At 60.4% G+C, this 22886-nt stretch carries 22 protein-coding genes; 11 read left to right on the top strand and 11 right to left on the bottom strand.

What is annotated here, in order from left to right:
* Positions 1–95 precede the first annotated feature (95 nt).
* Both NK214_RS22315 and rtcR read right to left on the bottom strand, forming a co-directional pair.
* On the bottom strand, positions 96–428 hold the full coding sequence (locus tag NK214_RS22315; RefSeq protein ID WP_107799924.1) for a metal-sulfur cluster assembly factor: 333 nt from the start codon (positions 426–428) through the stop codon (positions 96–98).
* 78 nt (positions 429–506) lie between these two features.
* Positions 507–2111: an RNA repair transcriptional activator RtcR gene (gene rtcR, locus NK214_RS22320; protein ID WP_253315564.1), complete on the bottom strand. Its 1605-nt coding sequence runs from the start codon at positions 2109–2111 to the stop codon at positions 507–509.
* A gap of 548 nt (positions 2112–2659) precedes the next feature.
* On the opposite strand from rtcR, the gene NK214_RS22325 reads away from it, so the two are divergent.
* The 4 genes from NK214_RS22325 to NK214_RS25120 all read left to right on the top strand — a co-directional run bounded on the left by NK214_RS22325 (position 2660) and on the right by NK214_RS25120 (position 7090).
* Positions 2660–3886: an RtcB family protein gene (locus NK214_RS22325; RefSeq protein ID WP_253315565.1), complete on the top strand. Its 1227-nt coding sequence runs from the start codon at positions 2660–2662 to the stop codon at positions 3884–3886.
* A gap of 144 nt (positions 3887–4030) precedes the next feature.
* On the top strand, positions 4031–4855 hold the full coding sequence (locus tag NK214_RS22330) for a nucleotidyltransferase domain-containing protein (protein WP_235089592.1): 825 nt from the start codon (positions 4031–4033) through the stop codon (positions 4853–4855).
* Positions 4856–4959: 104 nt separating this feature from the next.
* Complete coding sequence (locus NK214_RS22335; protein ID WP_107799917.1) at positions 4960–5592, top strand: lytic polysaccharide monooxygenase auxiliary activity family 9 protein; 633 nt, start codon at positions 4960–4962, stop codon at positions 5590–5592.
* A gap of 67 nt (positions 5593–5659) precedes the next feature.
* Complete coding sequence (locus NK214_RS25120; RefSeq protein WP_305883574.1) at positions 5660–7090, top strand: carbohydrate-binding protein; 1431 nt, start codon at positions 5660–5662, stop codon at positions 7088–7090.
* A 66-nt stretch (positions 7091–7156) separates the two neighbouring features.
* On the opposite strand, the gene NK214_RS22350 is transcribed toward NK214_RS25120, so the two are convergent.
* Positions 7157–8191: an ABC transporter substrate-binding protein gene (locus NK214_RS22350; RefSeq protein ID WP_107799915.1), complete on the bottom strand. Its 1035-nt coding sequence runs from the start codon at positions 8189–8191 to the stop codon at positions 7157–7159.
* Positions 8192–8587: 396 nt separating this feature from the next.
* Positions 8588–9172, bottom strand: coding sequence for a cupin domain-containing protein (locus NK214_RS22355; RefSeq protein ID WP_253315566.1), 585 nt, complete (start codon positions 9170–9172; stop codon positions 8588–8590).
* Between the two features lie 138 nt (positions 9173–9310).
* Here NK214_RS22355 and NK214_RS22360 point away from each other — a divergent pair, with 138 nt between their 5' ends.
* Positions 9311–11266 carry an FAD-dependent oxidoreductase gene (locus NK214_RS22360; protein ID WP_253315567.1) on the top strand — a complete coding sequence of 652 codons (1956 nt, stop codon included), beginning with the start codon at positions 9311–9313 and terminating at the stop codon, positions 11264–11266.
* Positions 11267–11272: 6 nt separating this feature from the next.
* On the opposite strand, the gene NK214_RS22365 is transcribed toward NK214_RS22360, so the two are convergent.
* Positions 11273–12040 carry an NAD(P)H-dependent oxidoreductase gene (locus NK214_RS22365; RefSeq protein WP_227107398.1) on the bottom strand — a complete coding sequence of 256 codons (768 nt, stop codon included), beginning with the start codon at positions 12038–12040 and terminating at the stop codon, positions 11273–11275.
* 94 nt (positions 12041–12134) lie between these two features.
* Here NK214_RS22365 and NK214_RS22370 point away from each other — a divergent pair, with 94 nt between their 5' ends.
* The 6 genes from NK214_RS22370 to NK214_RS25035 all read left to right on the top strand — a co-directional run bounded on the left by NK214_RS22370 (position 12135) and on the right by NK214_RS25035 (position 16441).
* Positions 12135–13070, top strand: a complete 936-nt coding sequence (locus NK214_RS22370) for a LysR family transcriptional regulator (protein WP_107799912.1) — start codon at positions 12135–12137, stop codon at positions 13068–13070.
* A 726-nt stretch (positions 13071–13796) separates the two neighbouring features.
* Positions 13797–14321, top strand: coding sequence for a hypothetical protein (locus tag NK214_RS22375; RefSeq protein ID WP_253315568.1), 525 nt, complete (start codon positions 13797–13799; stop codon positions 14319–14321).
* A gap of 163 nt (positions 14322–14484) precedes the next feature.
* Positions 14485–14961, top strand: coding sequence for a peptidylprolyl isomerase (locus NK214_RS22380; RefSeq protein ID WP_048410490.1), 477 nt, complete (start codon positions 14485–14487; stop codon positions 14959–14961).
* 514 nt (positions 14962–15475) lie between these two features.
* A complete protein-coding gene (locus NK214_RS22385; RefSeq protein ID WP_019101444.1) occupies positions 15476–15739 on the top strand; it encodes a type II toxin-antitoxin system Phd/YefM family antitoxin in 264 nt (87 codons plus the stop codon).
* Complete coding sequence (locus NK214_RS22390) at positions 15739–15993, top strand: Txe/YoeB family addiction module toxin (RefSeq protein ID WP_253315569.1); 255 nt, start codon at positions 15739–15741, stop codon at positions 15991–15993. The genes NK214_RS22385 and NK214_RS22390 overlap by 1 nt, the downstream gene beginning before the upstream one ends.
* A gap of 325 nt (positions 15994–16318) precedes the next feature.
* Entirely contained in the window at positions 16319–16441 is a 123-nt protein-coding gene (locus tag NK214_RS25035) for a hypothetical protein (protein WP_256477534.1), read from the top strand.
* A gap of 239 nt (positions 16442–16680) precedes the next feature.
* Here the strand turns inward: NK214_RS25035 and NK214_RS22395 are convergent, their stop codons facing one another.
* The 6 genes from NK214_RS22395 to NK214_RS22420 form a co-directional block, all read right to left on the bottom strand.
* Positions 16681–18588, bottom strand: a complete 1908-nt coding sequence (locus NK214_RS22395) for a hypothetical protein (protein ID WP_253315570.1) — start codon at positions 18586–18588, stop codon at positions 16681–16683.
* Complete coding sequence (locus NK214_RS22400) at positions 18548–19075, bottom strand: ABC-three component system middle component 5 (RefSeq protein WP_235089575.1); 528 nt, start codon at positions 19073–19075, stop codon at positions 18548–18550. Before NK214_RS22400 ends, NK214_RS22395 begins: the two co-directional genes overlap by 41 nt.
* Complete coding sequence (locus NK214_RS22405) at positions 19069–19626, bottom strand: ABC-three component system protein (RefSeq protein WP_235089574.1); 558 nt, start codon at positions 19624–19626, stop codon at positions 19069–19071. The genes NK214_RS22400 and NK214_RS22405 overlap by 7 nt, the downstream gene beginning before the upstream one ends.
* A gap of 666 nt (positions 19627–20292) precedes the next feature.
* Positions 20293–20973: a hypothetical protein gene (locus NK214_RS22410; RefSeq protein ID WP_253315571.1), complete on the bottom strand. Its 681-nt coding sequence runs from the start codon at positions 20971–20973 to the stop codon at positions 20293–20295.
* 41 nt (positions 20974–21014) lie between these two features.
* On the bottom strand, positions 21015–21689 hold the full coding sequence (locus NK214_RS22415; RefSeq protein ID WP_107799906.1) for a hypothetical protein: 675 nt from the start codon (positions 21687–21689) through the stop codon (positions 21015–21017).
* Between the two features lie 133 nt (positions 21690–21822).
* Positions 21823–22886: thiamine pyrophosphate-dependent enzyme (locus NK214_RS22420; protein ID WP_253315572.1), on the bottom strand; the 1064-nt coding region annotated here is incomplete at its 5' end.

Genomic DNA, 22886 nt, shown 5'->3' on the forward strand with positions numbered 1-22886 from the left:
GGCGGCCGGCACGGCCCAGCCCAGGCGCGCCAGACCGGCCAGCGCGCCGCAGAGCAGGGCCAGCGCGGCCAGACCCAGCCAGGGCAGCCGGGCCTTCATGCCTGCCAGCCGAAATGGCGGCGGCTGTCCTCGCTCATTCTTTCCGGCGACCAGGCCGGCTCCCACACCAGATTGACGTGGATGCGGCGCTGCGGCGGCAGGCCGTGGGTAAGCGCGAACTCCACCTCGTCCAGAATCATTTCGCCCATCGGACAAGCGGGCGAGGTCATGGTCATCTCGATCAACAGCTGTTCCGCTTGCGGGTCGATGCGATAGACCAGGCCGAGGTCGATGATGTTGACGCCGATTTCCGGGTCTATGACCTGGCGCAGCAAGCTGCGCGCCAAGTCCACTTCCTGTTGCTGTTCGGCTGAGAGCGGGTCCGGCATGGTGGTCGCCTTTAAAGGTATATGTTTATTACACCTTATGGATGCTACGCCGGCGGCGGGGAGCGGGCAATAGCCCGTTCAGCCTAAATCGCGGCGGCGCACTCGCTCCCAATCCAGGCCGAAGCGCGCCAGATACTTGCGCAGCCGGTCCGCGTCGTTGGGCTGGGCCTTGAGCTGGCGCGAGGCGGCGAACAGCCGGCGGCCGGCTTCGGACAGCGTGGCGGCGTCGCGACAGACACGCAACACGCCTTCCAGCTGCATGCGGTCGAACAGGTCCAGCTGCGCCAGCCGCTCCGGGTCCAGCGCCGCCAGCGCCTCGTCCCTTGCCTCGTCCTGCGTCTCGTCTTGCCAACCGTGACGCAGCCGCGCGATCTCCTCGCTGACGCCGTCCTCGTCGATGCGGCCGGCGTCGGCCAGCGTGGCCATGCGCGTCACCGAGGCGGACAGCTCGCGGAAATTGCCCTGCCAGCGCGCTTGCGGCGAGGCGGCGAAGGCGAGGTAGGCGCGGCGCGCCTCGGCGTTGAAGCGGGCGCGCAGGCCGTGTTGCTCGGCGTGGCGCGCCAGCTCGAACTCCAGATTGGGTTCAATATCCTCGCGGCGCTCGGCCAGGCCGGGCAGATCGAAGCTCCACAGATTGATGCGCGCGTACAGATCCTCGCGGAAGCGGCCGGCGCGCACCCATTGGCGCAAGTCCCGCACCGTGCCGCAGATCAGCTGGAAATTGCTGTGCACCTCGCAATCGCCGCCAAAAGGGAAGAAGCGCTTCTCCTCTATGGCCTTGAGCAGCATCGCCTGCTCGTCCAGGCCCAGCTCGCCTATCTCGTCCAGAAACAACATGCCGCCGTCCGCGCTGCGCAACAGGCCGGCGCGCTCGCCGTGCGCGCCGGTGAACGCGCCCTTCACATGGCCAAACAGCGCGGACATCGCGCTGTCGCCGCGCAGGGTGGCGCAATTGACCTCGACAAAGCGGCCGTCCAGCCGGTGACGCGTCTTTTTCAGCTGGTAGAGCCGGCGCGCCAGCTGGCTCTTGCCGGCGCCGGTGGGGCCGCTGAGCAGGATGGGCGCGTCGGAGCGCACCGCCACCCGTTCGATCTGCTCGATCATGCGGTTGAAGCGCGTGTTGCGGGTGGCGATGCCGGACTTGAGAAAGGACACGGTGTCGTCGCTCTCCTGACGGAAACGTTGCGCGATCTGGTCGTAGCGCGACAGATCCAGGTCGATGAGGCTGACCTCGCCGGCCAGGCGCTGGCCCTGGCGCGCCGGCGAACTTTGCAGCAGCCGCGCCGGCAGGTGGCGGGATTCGGTGAGCAGAAACCAGCAAATCTGCGCCACATGCGTGCCGGTGGTGATATGAACCAGGTAATCCTCGCGCTCGGTGTCGAAGGCGTAGCGCGCGGCGAAGTCGTGCAAGGCCGCGTACATCTCCTCGAAATCCCACGGGTCTTGCAGATTGACCGCATGCAGCCGCACCTCGGTGCCCGGCGACACCGCGGCGATATCCTGCGCCGTCAGTAGCGCCAGCCGCGCATGATGGTTGTCGTGCAGCAACTCCAGCCGCCGCAGCGGCATGTCGGGCTGCGCGCAAATGCCCACCGAGGGCCGCCATTTCTTCCAGCGCTCGGCGCCGTGGCCGCGCCGGTCCAGCACCGTGCCCAGGAAACCAATCGCCACTCTATCGTGCATATATTATCTATTTGGATAATTGAATAGACTATTTTATCAAAAAAGACTTGATGACGGTTTTGCCGAAACCGACGGTGCGGACCTGGGTAGAAGGCTTGTTCTTGTTAAATCAATGGCTTGAATGTTTAATTTCAAGTTGTCATGAAGCTGGCACGATTCTGGCAATACGCGGAACGGGCGCGGCGGCGCAAGCCTGCCCGCGCCTTGGGGCGAAGCGCGCCGGCGGCGCGCTAAGAACCTGTTCACGATCTGCTGCGCTTCGTGAAGCGTTGCACGGTGAGTACAAGCTCAAAAATGCTCATGTACCACGAGTACATTCCGCCTTTTCGCTTGTTTTCGCCTTGCCTCGCTCTTGCTCGCGAGATCGTGAACAGGTTCTAAGACCCGCTAACAGAACCCCTGATCCTGCGTTGCGCCTCCTTGTCGTACGACTGGTGCTGTCGCTTCGCAGACACTTCGTTTTCTGCGTCGGCGCGCCTTGGCTCAGGTAGGCAGCGCGGTTTTGTTAGCGGCTCTAAAAACAGATATGCACAAAGAAAGACAAGAATATGACCGTGAATCCCTATCAAACCCTGCTGGCGGCCAACGGCGCGCCCATCAAGATGTGGACGCAAGGCGTGCCTGTGGAAGACGCCGCGCGTCAGCAACTGTTGCAAACCGCGCAACTGCCCTTCATCTTCCGGCACCTGGCGGTGATGCCGGACGTGCATCTGGGCAAGGGCTCCACCATAGGCAGCGTGATCCCCACGGTGGGGGCCGTCATTCCGGCGGCGGTGGGCGTGGACATCGGCTGCGGCATGATGGCGGCGCGCACCACCTTGAGCGCCGCGGACCTGCCGGACCAGCTGGGCGGCTTGCGGAGCGCCATTGAAGCCGCGGTGCCGCACGGCCGCAGCGCCCCCCGCTCCGGCCGCGACAAAGGCGCTTGGCAGCGGCCGCCGGCCGGCGTGGACGCCGCCTGGGCGCGGCTGCTGCCGGGTTTCGACGCCATCGCGGCCAAATACCCCAAGCTGGCGAAAACCAATAACCACCTTCACCTGGGCACGCTGGGCACCGGCAATCACTTTGTCGAAGTGTGCCTGGACGAGGCGGACCGGGTCTGGTTCATGTTGCACTCCGGTTCTCGCGGCGTGGGCAACGCCATCGGCAATCTGTTCATCGAACTGGCCCAGGCGGACATGCGCGGGCATATCGCCAATCTGCCGCACCGTGAGCTGGCCTATTTCGAAGAAGGCAGCCGTCACTTCGACGACTACGTGGAAGCGGTGGGCTGGGCCCAGGACTACGCGCGCCAAAACCGCCTGTTGATGATGCGCCAGGCGGTGGACGCCGCCCGCGGCGTGATAAGCAAGCCCTTCGACGCCGAAGTGGAAGCGGTGAACTGCCACCACAACTACGTGCAGCGCGAGACCCACTTTGGCCGCGAAGTGCTGGTGACGCGCAAGGGCGCGGTGGCCGCCCACAAGGGCCAGCTGGGCATCATTCCCGGCTCCATGGGTGCCAAGAGCTTCATTGTGCGCGGCCTGGGCAATGAGGAAGCCTTCTGTTCCTGCAGCCACGGCGCCGGGCGCGCGATGAGCCGCACCGAAGCCAAGCGCCGCTTCGACCTGGAAGACCAGCGCCGCGCCACCGCCCATGTGGAATGCCGCAAGGACGCCGAGGTGATCGATGAAATCCCGATGGCTTACAAGGACATCGACGCGGTGATGGCGGCGCAGTCCAGCCTGGTGGAGGTGGTGCACACCTTGCGCCAGGTGGTGTGCGTGAAAGGATGAGCGGCGGTTCATGATCGGGCGCGCGGCGGGGCGGGCCAGCGCGGGAGCGGTTTTTAAGCTTCTTTGCTAGCCGTCCGGCCTGCGCGCGGCGGACATTGAACAGCAGCTAAAGCAAGCCCCTAGGCAGGGCTGGAGACAAAGATAATGCGAGAATTTTTATTTCAACACCCGCTGGAAGACGCGATGCGCGAGCGGGTGCGGCGCGAACTGGACGCGCTGGAAGGACGGCACCGGGTGCGAGTGCTTTACGCCTGTGAATCCGGCAGCCGCGCCTGGGGTTTTCCGTCGCCGGACAGCGATTACGACGTGCGCTTCATCTACGTGCACGAGCCGGAATGGTATTTGCGCGTGATGCCGCAGCGCGACGTGATCGAACTGCCGATCAACGATGAGCTGGACATTAGCGGCTGGGAGCTGCGCAAGGCGCTGCGCCTGCTGCAAGGCTCCAACCCCACACTGTGCGAATGGCTGCAATCGCCGCTGGTGTACCGGGCGGACCCGCAGGCGCTGCGGCTGCTGCGCGGCCTGGCGCCGGACTTCCGCTCCGACCTCAAATGCCGTTGGCACTACCTGGCGATGGCGCGCAAAAACTTCGACGCCCATCTGCAGGGCGACAGCGTGTGCCTGAAAAAATACCTGTACGTGCTGAGAGCCCTGTTGGCGGTGCGTTGGCTGGACGCTGGCCGCGGCATGCCGCCGACGCGTTTCGCCCAACTGGCCGCCGGCACCGTAGACGACGCCGAACTGGCCGCCGAGATCAACCGCCTGCTGGCGGTGAAGATCGCCTGCGGCGAGACCATGCGCGGACCGCGCCGCCCGCGGATCCACGCTTTCATCGAGCGGCAGCTGGCGGCGGCGGAACCGGCGCCGGCCCTGGCGCGGCCCAGCGGCGACAACGCGCGGCTGGACCAAGCCTTGTGGCGGCTGGCCAGGCCGCTAGACCATGAGCTGAAATTGGTGTCCAGCTGAAAGGACAGCATTGCGTATTCCATCGGGATAATAAGATGTGGGCGGCGGGCGGTCCGGACTTGCGCCGGACGCCGCCGTCCTGACATCAACCCGGGGGTATCCTGATGAGCTACACCAATGTCGAATCCAGGCCTGGCCAACAGCCGCGCCATGGCCAAGTGTTCAAGCCGGAATCGCGCGGCCAGTTCTGCGTGGACGGCGTCAACGCCCAATGCCCGCTGCAAAGCTGGCAGGTCAACGGCCTGGAAGGCGGCAAATTCTTCCCCGCCGGCGCGGGCGGCCTGCGCGACCCGCTGGCGCCGGACGACGTGGCCAATGTGGCCCCGCCGGCGGACGGCAAGATCGCCAGCGCCGGCCAGGCCTTCGCCGCGGTGCTGGACGAGCAGAGCGCCGAGCGTTGGCACAAGCACCCGGTCAAATCCGGTCAGGCGCAGGAATTCCATTGGAGCTATCACGCCGTCCACCTGACCCGGCGCTGGAACTACTTCATCACCAAGCCCGGCTGGAATCCCAATCAGCCGCTGAGCCGCGCCCAGTTCGAGTCCGAGCCTTTCTACAAAGTGGAACTGACCGCCCAGCCTTACTGGTCCCACGGCGCCGAACTGATGCCGCCGGACCCCACCATCCACAACGTCAGGCTGCCGGAGCGCCAGGGCTATCACGTGGTGCTGGCGGTCTGGGAAGTGGCCGACACCGGCAACGCCTTTTATCAGGTGATCGATTTCGACTTCAGCTGATCGACGCGCATCGCGCAAGGCGCGGCGGCCTGGGCCGCCGCTGTCGTCTCCATGAAAGGAAGGGCAGATGAATCAATTCGCCAAGCCGGAACGGCGCGCGCTGAGCGACGACGCCTCATTGATGCCGGAGATCGCGGGCAACTTCTTGATGGGCTTCTGGCACAACTGGCCGTCGGAGCCGGGCAACGGCTACCAGCGCGGCCAGTCCGCGGACCTGCCGCTGGCGGAAACCCCGGCCGACTACAATATCGTGGCGGTGGCCTTCATGAAGGGCGCCGGCATTCCCACTTTCAAACCCTACAATCTGAGCGATCAGGCCTTCCGCGAACAAGTGGGCGAACTCAATCGCCAGGGGCGGGCGGTGCTGATCTCGCTGGGCGGCGCGGACGCCCACATCGAACTGCATGCCGGGCAAGAGCAAGCGCTGGCCGACGAAATCGTCCGCCTGGTGGAAACCTACGGCTTCGACGGCCTGGACATCGATCTGGAGCAAAGCGCCATCGCCGCCGCCGACAACAGCGCGGTGATCCCGGCCGCGCTCAAGCGGGTCAAAGACCGTTACGCCGCCGAGGGCCGCGGCTTCATCATCAGCATGGCGCCGGAATTCCCCTACCTGAAGACCGGGGACAAATACGCGCCTTATCTCGCCGCGCTGGACGGCTATTACGACTTCATCGCCCCGCAGTACTACAACCAGGGCGGCGACGGCGTCTGGGTGGACGAGCTGAACGCCTGGCTGTCTCAGGACAACCAGGAGCAAAAAGAAGACTTTCTTTATTACCTGACCGATAGCCTGATCAACGGCAGCCGCGGCTTCCTGCGCATTCCGGCGGACAAGTTCGCCATCGGCCTGCCGGCCAACAACGACGCCGCCGCCACCGGCTATGTGGCGGACCCCGGCGCGGTGTACCGCGCCTTCAGCCGCCTGGCCGCCGACGGCAATCCCATCCGCGGCTTGATGACCTGGTCCGTCAACTGGGACGCCGGACGCGACGCCGGCGGCCGGCCGTACGACTGGGGCTTTGTCCGCGACTACGCCGAACTGATCCACGGCGAAAGCGGCGGCAACCGGCCGGGCGCGCCGCAAAACCTCAAGGTGGACAGCCGCAGCAACACCGCCATCAGCCTGAGCTGGGAAGCCTCCCAGGGCGGTGAACAGCCGGTGGCGCATTACCAGCTGCACCGCGACGGCCAGCCGGCGGGGGAGACCAGCGCGCTCAACTACTTGGACAGCGGCCTGCGGCCCGGCACCGCCTACCGTTATTTCGTCACCGCGCTGGACGCCGCCGGCCACGCCTCCGGCCCCAGCAACAGCGTGAGCGCCAGCACCAGCGGCGGCGGGCCGGAGCCGGAGTTTCCGGAGTGGTTGAACGAGCACGACTACCAGGTGGACGACGGCGTCAGCTACCAGGGCCAGCTTTACCGCTGCCTGCAAGCGCACCGTTCCAACCCCGGTTGGACGCCGGACGTGGCCTTCACCCTGTGGCGGCTGGCCTGAGCCTAGCCTGGCGGCCCGCCGCGGCGGCGGCGGGCCGATTAAAGTTTACGGGGTGAGCGGCGCCGCTTACGGCCGCTTGGCCGCCCAACTGGCGAAGCGCTGCTCCAGCGCCTCGCCGTGATCGGTCCAGAAGGCGGCGTCCATCGCCAGCGAGCCGGCCATATTGGCCGGGTGGCTGGGCAGTTCGGACTGAACCGCCGCCGGCAACAGGCTGAGCGCCTTGCGGTTGCTGGGGCCGTAGGGCATCTGCTCCGAATACAGCTTTTGCTGCTCCGGCCGGCTGGCGAAGGCGATGAACTTCAGCGCCTCGTCCTTGTTGGGCGAGCCCTTGGGAATGGCCCAGTAGCTGAACTCGCTGATATTGTTGCGCCACACCATGCGCAGCTTGCGGCCCTCGCGCCGCGCCAGGCTGATGCGGCCGTTGTAGGAAGAACTCATCACCACGTCGCCGGACAGCAGGTATTGCGGCGGCTGGGCGCCGCTTTCCCACCACTGGATATAGGGCTTGAGCTGATCCAGCTTGCGAAAGGCGCGGTCCACCCCGGCCGGCGTGGCCAAGGTTTTGTAAACCTCGGCCGGCGGCACGCCGTCCGCCAGCAGCGCGATCTCCAGCGTGTAGGGCGCGCCGCGGCGCAATGCCCGCTTGCCCGGAAAACGCTTCACGTCCCAGAAATCGCGCCAGCTTTGCGGCGCGGTTTTCAGCTTGTCCTCGTTGTAAGCCAGCACCATGGAGGCCAGGAACATGCCGATGGCGCAAGGCTGAGCCGCGCCGGGCACAAAGTCCGCCTTGTCGCCTATCCGCCGGTAATCCAGCCTCTCCAGCAAGCCCTCCTCACAGCCGCGCCCCTGCGCCGCGGCGTCCACCTCCACCGCGTCCCAGCGCGAGCGGCCGGTGGCCGCCATCGCCTTGATCTTGGCGAACTCGCCGTTCCAGGCGTCCGCGACGATGCGCACGCCGCTTTGACGTTGATAGGGCGCGTAATAGGCGCGCGATTGCGCCGCCTGGTTCTCGCCGCCGTAGGACACCACCACCAGCTGGTTGGCGGAGGCGACGCCGCCGGCCAGCAGGCAGGCGGCGATGCTCAGATGCGTCAATTTCATGATCGGTCTCCTCTGATGCTGCGTGGCCGGCTTATCCGCGCCGGCCGGGACAGTCTAGGAAGCGATCAAAAAACTGTAAAATTTATTTTGATTTTATTAAAAAACTGTTGCGGCATCGGCAGGCTTTGAGCGGGCCGGGCGCTGCGCAAGCCCGCGCGGGAAAAAACGAAAGCCGCTGAGGGAGCGGCTTTGCTTGGGGGGCATTTCGACGCGGTACTCGCCGTGCAACGCTTCACGACGCGCAGCAGATCGCAAACAGGCTCTTCAAAGTCTCGCGAGCAAGAGCGAGACAAGGCGAAAACGAGCGAAAAAGCGGAATGTACACGTGCTACATGAGCATTCTGAAGATGGTTTCAACGCCGTATCGCTGAAGCGCAGCAGACTTTGGCCTGGTTCTCAGAAGCTGGGCGGAGTAATCACCCATATCACGATGGTCTCGCCGTTGCCCGGATTGCGGTAGCGGTGCGGCTCGCTGCTGGAATAGGCGAAGCTGTCGCCCTGTTCCAGATGAAACTGGCGCTCGCCCACAAACAGCTCCAGCGAGCCCTTGAGCACAAAGCCGGCTTCCTCGCCGTTATGGCTGTAGCCCTCGTCGCAACTGGCGCCGGGCGGGATCAGGCAATGGATCATCTCCAATTGGCGCTGGTTCTTGGGCGTCAGCAAATGGTCGACGAAACCGCTCTGGTAATCCAGCCGCGGCCGCTGATCGCGGCGCACGATGTAGTCCTTCTCGTCCTCGGCCTGCTCGGCTGCGCCGTTGAAAAACCACTGCACCGTCACGCCCAGGCTGCGGGCGATATTCACCAGCGCGTTGATGGACGGTTGGGCCAGCTCGCGTTCGATCAGGCTGATGTGGCCCACGGACAGGCCGCTGGTTTCGGCCAGCCGGCTCAGCGTCAGGCCCTGGCGTTTGCGCAGTTGTCGGATGCGGGCGCCCAGCTGCAGCGGGGCGTCGGCGGCGGATGTTGCGTTTTTGCTCACGATGAAATCCTGTGCCGCGGCGTGTGTTCGCGGTTCTGACTTGTATTTTATTAAAAAAATTTGCAATAAATTTTAATTTAAGCAAAATCAAACTGCCATAGAGCTGGCGTCCGCCAAACCCGATCAAAGGTCCACGCGATGAGCACCTTGTTCCCCTTGCTGTTCTCCCCGCTGCGCATCGGCCCGGTGCTGCTGAAGAATCGTATCATGTCCACCGGCCACGACACCGTGCTGCCGGTGGACGGCCGGGTCAGCCCGGCGCTGGTGGCCTACCACCGGGCGCGGGCGCGCGGCGGCGTCGGCCTGATCGTGCTGCAAGTCTCCGGCGTCCACGAAACCGCGCACTACACCTCGCACGCCCTGATGGCCACCGACGACAGCTGCGTGCCCGGCTACCGGCAATTGGCCGAGGCCGTGCACGCCGAAGGCTGCAAGCTGTTCGCCCAGCTATTCCACCCCGGCCGCGAAATCATGGAAAGCGCCGACGGCCTGCTGAGCGTGGCCTACGCGCCTTCGGCGACCCCCAGCGAGCGCTTCCACGTGCAGCCGCGCGCGCTGAGCCGCGAAATGATAGATGAAATCATCGCCGGCTACGGCGCGGCCGCAAGGCGGCTGCGCGCCGCCGGCGTGGACGGCGCCGAGATCGTCGCCAGCCACGGCTATCTGCCGGCGCAATTCCTCAACCCCCAAGTCAACCGCCGCGAAGACGGCTACGGCGGCGACGACGCCGGCCGGCTGCGCTTCCTGCGCGAAGCGGTGGCCGCCGCCCGCGCCGGCGGCGGGCCGGGCTTTGTGGTGGGCCTGCGCATCTCCGCCGGCGAGGAAGAAGGCGAGGGCATGGACGCCGAGCGGGCGCTGGCGGCCACGCGGGCGCTGGAGAGCGAACTGGACTACGTCAGCCTGGTGGCCGGCAGCTCCGCCACCCTGGGCGCGGCCATCCACATCGCGCCGCCAATGGCGCTGCCGGCCGCCTACCTGGCGGCGCAGGCGGCGCGCTTCAAGCGCGCGCTGAGCATCCCGGTGCTGCTGGCCGGGCGCATCAACCAGCCGCAGGAAGCAGAACAATTATTGGCCGGCGGACAGGCCGATGCTTGCGGCATGACCCGCGCGCTGATCTGCGACCCGGAGCTGCCGGCCAAGGCCGAGCAGGGCCGGCATGAGGACATCCGCGCCTGCATAGGCTGCAACCAGGCCTGTATCGGCCGCTTCCACCGCGGCCTGCCCATCTCCTGCATCCAGCACCCGCAAAGCGGCCGCGAACTGGAATACGGCGAATTGCGGCCGGCCGCCGCGCCGCGGCGAGTGCTGGTGGCCGGCGGCGGCCCGGCCGGCATGAAGGCGGCGGTGATCGCGGCGCAGCGCGGTCATCAGGTCAGCCTGTACGAAGCCGGCCCGCAACTGGGCGGCCAGGCGCTGCTGGCGCAACTGTTGCCCGGCCGCGCGGAATTCGGCGGGCTGATCACCAATCTGGAACGGGAACTGCAACTGGCCGGCGTGGAAGTGAGGCGCAACGTCAGGGTGGACCGCGAACTGGTGCGGCGGCTGGCACCGGACGCGGTGGTGGTGGCCACCGGCGCGCGGCCGCGCTGGCCGGCGCTGGAAGGGGGTGGCGCCATGCAAGTGCTGGACGCCTGGCAAGTGTTGCGCGGCGAGGCGGTGCGGGGCGGCAAGGTGCTGGTGGCGGACTGGCGCTGCGACTGGATCGGCCCCGGCATCGCGCTGAGGCTGGCCGCCGCCGGCCACCAGGTGAGGCTGGCGGTCAACGGCACCCATGCCGGCGAAGCGCTGCAAATGTATGTGCGAGACCACCTGGCCGGCCAACTGCAACGCGCCGGCGTGGCGGTGACCCCGTACGCGCGCCTGTACGGCCACGACGACGACAGCGTGTACTTGCTGCACACCGCCAGCGAGGAAGCCATGGTGGAGAGCGAAGTGGACTGCCTGGTGCTGTGTCAGGGGCACCAGGCCGAGGACGGTTTATGGGAGGAGCTGAGCGGCTGCGGCGCCGAACTGCACGCGATAGGCGATTGCCTGGCGCCGCGCACCGCGGAAGAAGCCATCTATGAAGGCATGCGGCTGGGCTGGCGCTTGTAGCTGCCGTCAGCCGGCGATATGCGCCGTCAGGCCGCTGGCGGCCACCTGCTCGCCCAAAGTGTGGCCGTCCGGGTAATCGCCGCCGTTCTGGCGGCGGAAGGGAATGGGCGCTTCGTCGAACACCCCAAGCAGCCTTTGCCGCCAGGCGTCCTTGGCCGCGTCCATATCGGCGGCGGAAAGACGGTTGGCGTCGTACACCGCATGCGTGGGCAGCACCTCCATGCCGGGGTAGAACAGGCAGCCGTGTGTCACAGGAAACAACAGTTGCTCCAGCGGCCCGTTGATGCCGCGCGGGCCGTAGTCCCGCTCCTGTCCGCCCACCATCGCGGCCAGCATCGCGCGTTTGCCGCTCAGCGCGCCGTCGCCGTAGCGCCAGCGATTGCCCTCGTTGCGGTAGCCATAGGCGAAGCCGTAAGCGTAGACTCGGTCAAACCATCCCTTGAGCAAGGCGGGCAGGCCGTACCACCATAGCGGAAACAGCATGATCACCAAGTCCGCCGCCAGCAGTTTTTGCTGTTCGGCCGCCACATCGGCGCTCTGCCGGCCGTTGGCGTAAGCGTGCTGGGATTCGGAGATCAGGAACAGCCGCTGCGGATTGAGCCGGTCCGGGAAATCCTGCGCGTCGGCGCCGGCTTTCCAAGCCATTGCGTAGAGGTCGGACTCCATCACGCGGTAGCCCTGTTGTTGCAAGGTTTGTCGCGCCAGCGCGGCGAATTGGGCGGTCAGCGACGCCGGGTCCGGGTGGGCGTGGATGATGAGAGCTTGTCGGTTCATGCGGCCTCCAAGAGTTTCACGGTGGAAAGCCGCCAGTCTGACGCGCGGTCAACTATTCGTGAAATCACGGTTTTTATTGCTTACTATTCATCAGATGGATACCAAACGACTCGACCTCAATCTGCTGGTAACGCTGGAAGCCTTGCTGGTGGAACAGAACGTGACGCGCGCGGCCGCGCGGCTGAGCTTGAGCCAGCCGGCGGTGAGCGCGCAATTGAACCGCCTGCGCGAGTTGTTTGACGACCCGCTGCTGGTGGCCGTCCACCGCGGCATGTATCCCACGGCCAAGGCGCTGGAAATGTTCGAGCCCTTGCGCAAGGCGCTCAACGAAGTGCGCGCCACCGTGGCCGGACATCAGGATTTTGAGCCGGCCAGCGCGGACCTGACCGTGGCCATCGCCTGCACCGATTACCTGCAAGCCGCGCTGCTGATCCCGCTGGCGCGGGAACTGCGCAAAAGCGCGCCCGGCGTGAGGGTGGCGGTGCGCGCGCTGGACCTGCACCGGCTGGAAGCGCAACTGGAGCAGGGCGATCTGGACCTGGCGCTGCTGACCCCGCCGGCCGCCCCGTCCAAGCTGCAAAGCTGCCGTCTGTTTGACGAACACTATGTGCTGATAGGCCGCCGCGACCACCCCACCCTGAAAGAAGGGCTGAGCGTGGAAGAATACGCGGCCTTGGACCACGTCATCGTGTCCTTGGACGGCAACGGCTTCTTCACCCCGGTGGACCGCACGCTGGCGGCGCTGGGCCTGCGCCGCAACGTGGCCTTGTCCGCCGCGTCCTTCCTGTTTGTGCCGGAAATGGTGGCCCAGTCCGACTTTGTTGCGCTGGTGCCGCAGCGCCTGGTGCAAGATCGCGGCGACGCGCTGAAGCAAGTGGAGTTTCCGCTGCCCACGGAAAGCTTTGAAGTGGGCATGGCCTGGCACGACCGCACTCAGCAGCACCCCGGCCATCGCTGGATGCGGGACTTCATCATCACCCTGGTCAATGCGCAGGCGGGGTTGGCGGCGGATGCGGTGCCTTTGTCTTAGACCCGCTAACAAAACCCCTGATTCTGCGTTGCGCCTCCTTGCCGTACGACTTGTACGGCCTGCGTCGGCGCGCCTTGGCTCAGGTTCTCTGCGAGGTTTTGTTAGCGGCTCTTAGAACCGGTTTGCGATCTGCTGCGCGTCGTGAGACGTCACACGGTGAGTACCGCTTCGCAATGCTCATGTACCGCGCGTACATTCCATTTTCTCAGCCGCAACGCCTTGTCTCGCCTTAGCTCGCGAGATCGTAAACACGTTCTTAGAACCGGTTACGTTCCGCTGCGCTAATGGCTTGTTCCTGCCGGGGCCGGCGGCTGGTGGGTATCGCCTGCGGCTCCACCCACCCTACCCATGACGAGCGGCCGCGCGTAGGGTGGGTGGAGCGTAGCGATACCCACGCGGAACCCCGCTGCGCCGCACAAGATGATGGCGGCGATCCACCTTACCGGATGCCGCCGGCTTGACGCCCTCCCGCTCCTCCCCAACAATAGCCCCCGCGCCGCAGCAATCGCGGCGCTCGGGATTGGTCTCCTGAATTGTGCTACCGTCGCGGATCCGCTGTTTCCACAGCGTATCCGCGGCCATTGCTTTGCCTATTCGGGCGGGCCGTGGCAAGTGGCGCCCTCGCGGGCGCGCCGGCTTTGTACGGTAGCACACCGGTAGACCAACTCTTGTCATGTGCCCGCCCTGCCGTCTTGCGGCCGGGCCCTTCTGCTCAGGAGGTTGCAAATGGTAAAGCTTGTCCGTCCGGTGCTAGGCATCGATCTCTCTTCGTCCCCTGCTGAAACTCAAGACATCCGTCAGGACGTCGCATCCCCACTCCCGCCGCTAGGGCCGCGCTCCCGCTACCGGTTTGCCGGCCCCCACGCCAAAGACCTCAGCCTGCCCTTCATCCGCCGCATCAAAGGCCGCACCTATCCGCATTACTGGCAGCCGGCCGAGGCCAAGGATGAATGTGAAGCCCGCGCCTTGGGCCATCAGTACGCCGCCCATCTGGCACAGATGCTGAAACTCAACCGCCAGCACTCCGCGCGCGGCCTGTTGTTCCGCATCGCCAGCGATATGGATTTCAGCCAACGCGGCCACCGCCGCCGCATGTGCAAGAGCTTCTTCAACTATCTGGAGTTGTTGTTGAACCTGGGGGTGGAGCAGGTGGACCTGCCGAGGCATGTGGAGGCGGTGAACCGCCTCCATCTCAGCCTGGACGAGTTGGAAGCCTTGCCGCGCAAGTTGGGGCGGAAGAAGAGGGGATAAGCTGGGAAGGGCAGCCGGCCCCTTCGGGGCTGGCTGTTGGGGAAGGATAGGGTTCTTCCAGCAAACAGCCGCATCCGTATCCAGCAAAGCAGGGGCGTTTCGGTTGACACTCCCTCGCTGAACTGAGAACCTTCCCGCTTCCATTTTTTTGTTATTGCCCGCCATGAAAATCACCGCCAACACCGCCGTCACCCTGCGCATGAAAGTCACCGACAGCCAGGGCCTGGTTTACGACGATGGCAAGAAGCCCGTCTCCTACCTGCACGGCGATTACGACAACCTGTTCGCCAAGCTGGAAGCCGCGCTGGAAGGCCAGGAATCGGGTTTTCAAACCACGCTGGAACTGGCTACCGAAGACACCTTCGGTGAACGCGACGAAGCCCTGGTCACCACCATGCCCAAGTCGGACTTCCCGCCCGGCGTAAAGGTAGGCGGCCAAATCCAGCGCATCGGCCCGGACGGCGAGCCGCGTTACTACTTCGTCACCAAGATCAAAGGCCCCACCGTCTTGCTGGACGGCAACCACCCGCTGTGCGGCAAGGCCCTGCGCTTTGTCGTCAAAGTGGTGGACGTGCGCGCGGCCACGGCCGAGGAAATCGCTCACCAGCATGTGCATGGCGAGCACGGGCATCAGCACTGATTCCCCCGCTTCATACAGACAAAGCTCTCCCCGTTTGGGAGGGCTTTGTTTTGTCTGGACCCCACCTATTATTTGGCGTTGCTTATCGGCAGGGCGGCAGTTTTCGGACTGCGGCCCGCAGGCTCTGACATATTCGGAGATGGAGGCGTGGGCACATGTCACCCGGCGGCGGCGTACTGGGAGGTAGGCCTGCTTCGGCGTCTGGATATTGCGTACCTACTCATTCAAGCGATGGATGAAGGCGAGTTTATGCAAGATGTTCTTGAAGACGGCGAGGCCGCGGGCCTTGATGAGAATGCTTAGAACGTGTTTACGATCTCGCGAGCTAGAGCGAGACAAGGCGTTGCGGCTGAGAAAGCGGAATGTACGGTTGGTATATGAGCATTTCGAAGATGGTTTCAACGCCGTATCGCCGACGCGCAGCAGATCGTAAACACGTTCTTAGTGCGTGAACCATGCCGCCTGGGTTGTGCTATGATTTGTACAATCATTGTCGATTTGAGCGAGGAATACCGTGAAAGCGCTTACCTACAGCCACACCCGCCAGCACCTGGCCGAAGTCATGCGTCAAGTGAACGAAGACCGGGCGCCGGTGATCGTCACCACTCAGCGCGGTGAACCGGTGGTGATCATGTCGCTGGCCGACTACAACGCGCTGGAAGAAACCGCCTACCTGACGCGCTCCCCGGAAAATGCCAAGCGTCTGGCCGATGCGGCGGCAAGGTTTCACAGCGGGGCGGCCAAAGAGAGAACGCTTCTCGAAGACGAGGGCGAGTAATGCAGATCAAGTTTGATGACAACGCATGGGAGGATTACCTCTACTGGCAGCAGAGCAGCAAGCCTACCCTCAAGCGCATCAACACTTTGATCAAGGCCATCCAGCGCAACCCGTTTGAGGGGATCGGCAAGCCTGAGCCGCTTAAGCACCAGTTTGCTGGCTTCTGGTCGCGTCGCATCGATGATGAGCATCGGCTGGTCTACTCTGTCCAGAGCAACGTTCTGACCATCTTGCAGTGCCACTACCACTACTAAGGCCCGCTAACAAAACCTCGCAGAGAAGCTGAGCCAAGGCGCGCCGATTAGCTAGCGAGATCGTAAACACGTTCTAAGCACAATTGCCAAGGCATTGAGTCCGCTGCGCGGATGATGATTTAGTAGGGGCCGCGGCCTACCGTGCACGGCACACAGTGCGCGGCTACTTTCGTCTCGCAGGATGCCGCCGGCTTGACGCCCTCCCGCTCCTCGACACCTTCGGCGCGCGCGACGAAGCCCTGGTCACCGCCATGCCCAAGGCGGACTTCCCGCCCGGCGTCAAGGTAGGCGGCCAAATCCAGCACATCGGCCCGGACGGCGAGCCGTGTTACTACTTGTCACCAAGATCAAAGGCCCCACCGTCTTGCTGGACGGCAAGCACCCGCTGTGCGGCAAAGCCCTGCGTTTTGCCGTCAAAGTGGTGGACGTGCGCGCGGCCACGGCTTAGGACGTTGTTCACCAGCATGTGCGCCGTGAACACGGGCTCAGCACTGATTGCACCGGCCTCATACAAACAAAGCCCTCCTCAAGCGGAGGGCTTTTTTTGTCTGGGGCTTGGTGGCTTGGGTGGTGGCGATTTGCTGCTAACCTCCCATCCTGTCGTACTCGCGCTATCGTTTTGCAAGCATGGCAAATACCTCAGCCTATCTCTTAACAGGTGTTTATCAATAAATGACGGTTGATTTTTTAATAAATAGAAAGTGATTTTTCTTGCTCGGAATAACTTCGATCGACAACAAACTCTTCGTTGTCGAGCTGTGGTGATATTTGAGAAGTGGCAAATATTAACTGATAGTCACATTCATATTTTCGGGTTTCATTAACTATTATTTCTTGTAGTCTATGGCTTCGTGCTAATTCCATGCCCCCATCTTCTATGCCATCTAGAATTAATAATCTAGGTAATCTCATGTAGCTTAGTTGGGTTGAGGCAGTTAACATGGCTATATGAAATAAATGTCTCAAAACAACTGTTGAGCTTTCAGAAAATTTTCTTGAGCCATTAACAGTGATCTGATTGTCTTCAAAGCTAATGCTTATTTCTTTTGCGTTCTCAAACTCACTCTGCCTTGGCAAGTCGCTTTTTAATAAATGAGTAAGATTTTCTGTAATAATAGAGTATGTTTCTTTTTTTCGGATGTCTTGGACAAATGACAATTTGTCAATGCTTGATTTTAAGTTGATAATTTGAATTTCGAGCTCTTCTAAGCGCTCTCTCAGGCCATTAATAGTAGATGCTAATTTTTGCTGCTCAAATAAATTTTTAATTTCTTGATCAAGTTCCCCAAGTTTTCTAGCGCTTGCTTCAATTAATTCTTCTGTGGCAGACGACCAGTTATTGGCTTGTAGGTAATATTGGCTCTCGAGTTGATTTAATTTTTTTGAGAGGGATGGAATTTCTATTTTAAGCTTTGATATTTGATCAATTTTCTCATTTAAAATTATTGTTGACTCTTTTAGCTGAATTGCGAGTTCATTACGCATTCTTATGATTTGGGTGTTTGCTGAATCTGCATCCAAATGTTGGCAACATAAGCCGCAGCTATTTTCATCGGAGGGGCGCTTTAGTTCTGATAAGCATGCTGGACATACATGGAAATTTAGTTTTCCAAAACTAGATCTAACAACTGTTGAATCTCTAAGATTTTCAAGTCTGAGCTGAATTTCACTAATAAATCTTTCTGTGTCTGCGGCTTCAAATTCATGTTTTTGTAATTTGTTCCTGCTGTGAAGGAATTCTAGCTTTGCTTTACTCAAGTTTTCGCGGAGTTGAGCCTCAATAGAGTTGTCTTTGTTTTTATGCTCTGAGGTATTTCGGCCTGCTTTCAATTCGGAAAGTTTTTTGAACTCTGTATTTCTATTCTCTTCAGCGTCAATAATTAGGCTTGATAGAAAATTAATGTCGGAAATTTGTCCAGACTTGGCCAGAACAGTATATATTCCTTTTAGCTCTGAGTTTAATTTGTCGCGTTCCTTCTCTAGGTCTCGTAGAGTAATTTGATTTGTGTACAGTTCATCGTTGTAAATTCCACACAAATAATTTCCTACGGTACTTCTAGTTAGGCTTGTATCAAATGAATCATCTCGAAAAATTGGACTGTGCAAAGATGGTTGATCTGCATATATAACCCTCAGCATTTGATGGGTCGTAATATTCGATGCGCCATCACCTTTTGCCTCAGGTAAATGTAAAACCATTTGTAATGCTTGAGTAAAACTAATTTTTTCTGCGCTTCTTTTAAATGGGTATGTTTCCCAGTCTGTTGCTGGAGCTAAGAGAGCTTTTTCTAGGGGGCCCCAGTAGACCTTAAAAGGTTGCATAGGTTTATCAACAACATCACGAATGACTGTAACTATTTTATCGTTGAGATGAATCTCTGCAATGGCTTGACTGCATAGTAATGCCTCTTTATTCCATGGTATATTTTCTGCGCCTAGAGTAAAGGCAATAAAATTCAATATGGTAGTTTTTCCAGAGCTATTCTTGCCACTGAGGATATTAACTCCAGAGTGAAACTCTGCATAATAAACTGAGTGACCATCTTTTAGAATTTTAAGCTTGGATAATTTGATTGTGGGATTGTATTGTATCATATCTGTATTCAGCCAGTCCTGTTCTGTTTTTTAAACCTTGAACGCCATAAAGAGGTATTGAAGAAAGACAGTCAACTATGCTGCAATATAGTCCATCTAGTCTTTTAGAAAAATCAGATATCCTTTCAATTACATCATCAGATAGTCTTGCTCCCTTAATGCTAAGCATGCCTAGTTTATATTGATCAATATCTATAAGGTTCGCTGCTATTAAGAAGCCTATAGCAGAATCTTGTATTCCAGATATTTCTTGATAAGTTCGCTTGGTATTCATGGGGCCATGGTATTGATTCTCTGTTTTTAATGCTGCATTTTTTAGTTTGCCGCTGCCTCTTGGTAAACTAATTTCACTTAGTGAGGAAGGGAACGCCAAATAAAAATCTATTATCTTTAGTTTTTCTATTTCAACAGCGCTAAAGCGGCTTAAAATAAAAAAAATTCTGAAAATGCAATGATAAACATCATAGGCAGGATGGTAGATTAACATTTGTCCCACCGAACATGACAATTTCCACCGAGAAAATAAATGAAGCCTAGTAGTTCACTCGGGGTAATGTTTAAATCATTGTCGCCGAGAATCTCTTCGACTGGATTAATTACTTTGTCTGAAATTATAGCGTCAACTTCTATTCTGGATTTTTCAGCCATTACTGCGGGTTGAGCGTGCAGTACAAATTGTGTATATAGTTTTGTCAACAAATAAGTTAGTATGGTTTGCGCTGTTGGTGAAGTTTGAGTTCTCATGATTAGCATAGTTGCTTCTTGCTTAAGGTGGTTGGCAATAATCAGAAGATCTTCTCTATTTGCAGACTTTAACTTGTCTTCTAACCCTCTAACATCACCGCTTGTTAACTTGTTGCAATAGTGTTGCAGCTTGTCATGAATTTCGGTTGCAATCTCATCGTCTTTAGTTTCATTTTTAAGTTTTTCATAAAGTTTATCTAGTGGTCCTCTGGGTCGATAATTATAATTGTTGTTTTCATTATAATTGCCGCCAACAAGATTGCCGGCAACTTGATTTCCTTTTTGAGTAAGCATTGTGGTGTCTCACTTGTTTATGGTTGTTTTGTCACCGCCAGTTAGATCACCATTTACAATATTGTTTTTTTGATTTGTGTAACTGTTATTGCTATTTTTGATAGATGTAATAACAGTTTTTATGGTGTATCCAGAAATTAATCCTGTAAGAAAGGTAATTATGTGAGACCAATTCATTTTTATACTCCTTTTTGAGTTAAAAACACTCTAATGGTTGAGAGGGTAATAAAGCTTATTTGTTTTTAGAAAATATTTGCTGCGTTATTCCTGATTAGGCATAAGTGTGAAATTTTTGAGAGATTTACTGTAAACATTGTTTCACATAAACAGGAATTTATTCTTGATCTGTCGCTATGCCAAGAAAATATTTTCAATAAAACTTATGCAAAAAAGTGGGCATAATTTTTTGATATCAGCTAATGATAAATGTCATTATCGATAATGTATTCTTCTCTGGGTTCTTGCTAGTTTTTAAGAATATTAAATTTCATATGCTTACAGGGTTTTACCTTGCAAACTATGCTAGGTCAGCTGTTTTGATGTTGTTAAATATGGTTTCTCTTCCAAAAATTGGTCAGCTGTTGGCTTCTGTTTTACAAGTGTGGTGAAAGTCCCGAATAGGTAGTTATAAGAATTAACTCACTTTCAGAAGGGTGGTCGGCTTTCTCACCCCCCCGCCGCCACCTTCTCCAAACTCGGCAAGGTATGGGTATACAACTTGGCCAAATCCTTGGGGTTGGCGATGGTTTCAAAGTGCTCCATCTTGATGGCCAGGAATTGGCCATTACTGCCATCGCGCACTTCGCCCACTTCCATTGCCTTCAGCGCGCTGATCCAGTACCAGTTCTGGCCCATGTTTTCCTTATCGCAATAGGCGTACCACAGTGGCAGGCGGAACAGCCGCTCGAAGGTGAGCGCTTTTTTGAGTTCTTCCTCCAGGCTGAGGGAGAGTTCGCCGCACCATGGGGTGTAGTTCTTGGCGTCGATGGCGATCATGCCCAGCGAGGGCAACAGGAGCAGGAAGTCCGGTCGCTTGGCTGCGCCTTGGAATAGCGAGGCGAAGCTGTCCTTGTTCTGGCAGATGCCCACATAGGCTAGTTTGTGCTGGTTGAACCAGGCGTTGAGTGCTTTCTCGCCTTCATGGCCTTTTTCCTCCGCCGTGTTGGGGGCGGCCTGGGCTGTGGCGGGCGGCGGATTAGGCGCGGGCGCTTGAGCTGGAACTGGTGTCGCGGCTTGGATAGGCGCCGTTGTTTGCGGCGGGGCGGGCGCGGCGTTGGGTGTTGGGGCCGTCATTGCGGATGGTTTCTGTAAAAGGGTTTTTCTGATGCTTGCGAGCGAAAAGGCCATGGCGTTTGCTCAGATTGGCTTGGTTGGGTGAGGGGAGCGCTTCATCCCGCTTGCCTCGCTTGATCCGCCTGATACGCCGCCTCACGGTCGCTGAACAGGCCCAGGCGCACCAGGCGGGCGAGGATGGCGCCGCGGCTGCGGCCCAGTTGCTTGGCGATGGCCTGGCTGTCCGGCTGGGCCGGGCTGTGCCACAGGGTTTTCAGTTGCTGGTCGTCGGCCACGCTCCAGACCGCGCCTTGCTTGCCGGCTGTGGGCGGCGCGGCGGGTTTGGTGGGCGGCTTTTCCGCGGCGGCGGGTACGTCCCAGAGTGGCGGCAGGTCCAGCGTTTGCATGCGGGCGTTGTCGGCCTGCATCGCCGCTTGCTGGTGCTCGTACAGCCCCAGGTGGACCAAGCGGGAGACGATGGCCAGCGGGCTGCGGCCCAGTTTTTCCGATAGTTGGCGTACCGGTGCGGGGGAGGCTTCCCACAGCAGGGCGAGGCGGTTGTCTTCGGCGATGGTCCAGCGCTGGCCCTGGCGCGCGCCGCCGGGGGCCGCTTGCGGCTCGGGCGCGGTGGGCGGGTCCGCGGCGTGTTGTTTGGCGACGCGCTTGAGTTGCTCGTAATACAGCGCGCGCGCCTTATCCAGCGCCGGGTCCTTGGGGGTGCCCAGCGGGTCGCGCCGGCCGGCCGGGTCTAGGCCCAGGACCAGTTGTTCGACAATTTCGAGTTCTCTCATAGGGATGCCCGGAGCCGGTCTCGCATTGCTTGCGGGGCGGGTGCCGCCGTGGATAAGCCATGTTATCGCCGCGGCCGGGGTCTATGCAAATTGAGTTTGCGGCGCGCGGCCCAGGGCCGGGCCGGCGCGCGCTTTAAGCTTCGATTTCTATCAGGGTGGGATTGGCGGCGGCGGCGGCCTGTTCCAGCGCCTGGCGCAGCAGCGGCTCCGGGGTGCCCAGCGCCAGGGTTTCGGCGCGCCAGCCGTAGGCGCGGGCCAGCGCCGGGAAGTCCGGGGTGTAGAGGTCCACGCCCAGCGGTTCCATATCGGCGGCGCGCATCGCGCTTTTGATTTCGCCGTAGCCGCGGTTGTTGAGCAGCAGCACGATCAGGCGGGCACGGGTTTCCATCGCGGTGCCCATTTCCGCCAGGGTGAACTGGAAGCCGCCGTCGCCGGCCAGGCACAGCACCGGCCGGTCCGGTTCGGCCAGCGCGGCGCCGATGGCGGCGGGCAGGCCGTAGCCCAGCGCGCCGAAGCCGACGGAGGCGTTGAACCAGCTGTTGCCGCGCGGCGCGCAAAAGCCCAGGTTGCCGGCGTAGACCAGGCGGGTGGAGTCTCCCACCCAGCGCGCTTGCGGGAGGATGTCGCGCACGCGGTGCAGCCAGGCCAGGTCGGCGGCGTGTTCCGGCTCCATTTCGGCGGCGGCCAGGCGGCGGGCGGCGTCGGCGCGCTCTTCGCCCTGGCGGGCGGCGTCGGTCAGTTGCAGCGTCAGCAGTTGCAGGGTTTCTTTGGCGTCGCCCAATAGCGGCAGGTCGGCGCCGCGGCCGCGGCAGAGTTGTTCCGGGTCGATGTCGACGCGGATCAGCGCGCCGGGCAGGCGGAAGCCGCCGTCCACGTACATGTCGAAGTCGGTGGGCCCCAGTTCGCAGCCCACGGCCAGCACCACGTCGCTGGCGGCGATCAGGCGGCGCGCGGCCGGCAGCGAGGGGCTGCAGGACAGGGCCAGCGGGTGGCCGTCCGGCAGCGCGCCGCGCGCGTTGATGGTCATCAGCGCCGGCGCGTCCAGCATTTCCGCCAGCCGGCTCAGTTGCGGCGCGGCCTGGCGCGCGCCGCCGCCTATCAGCAGCAGCGGCCGTTCCGCGCTGGACAGCAGGCGGGCGGCGCGGTCGATGGCGACCCAGCTCTTGTCCAGCGGGTTGTAGTCCAGCTCTACGATGG

Origin of the sequence: Chromobacterium sp. S0633 (assembly GCF_024158805.1) — a bacterium.
In the GTDB taxonomy this organism is placed as follows: domain Bacteria; phylum Pseudomonadota; class Gammaproteobacteria; order Burkholderiales; family Chromobacteriaceae; genus Chromobacterium.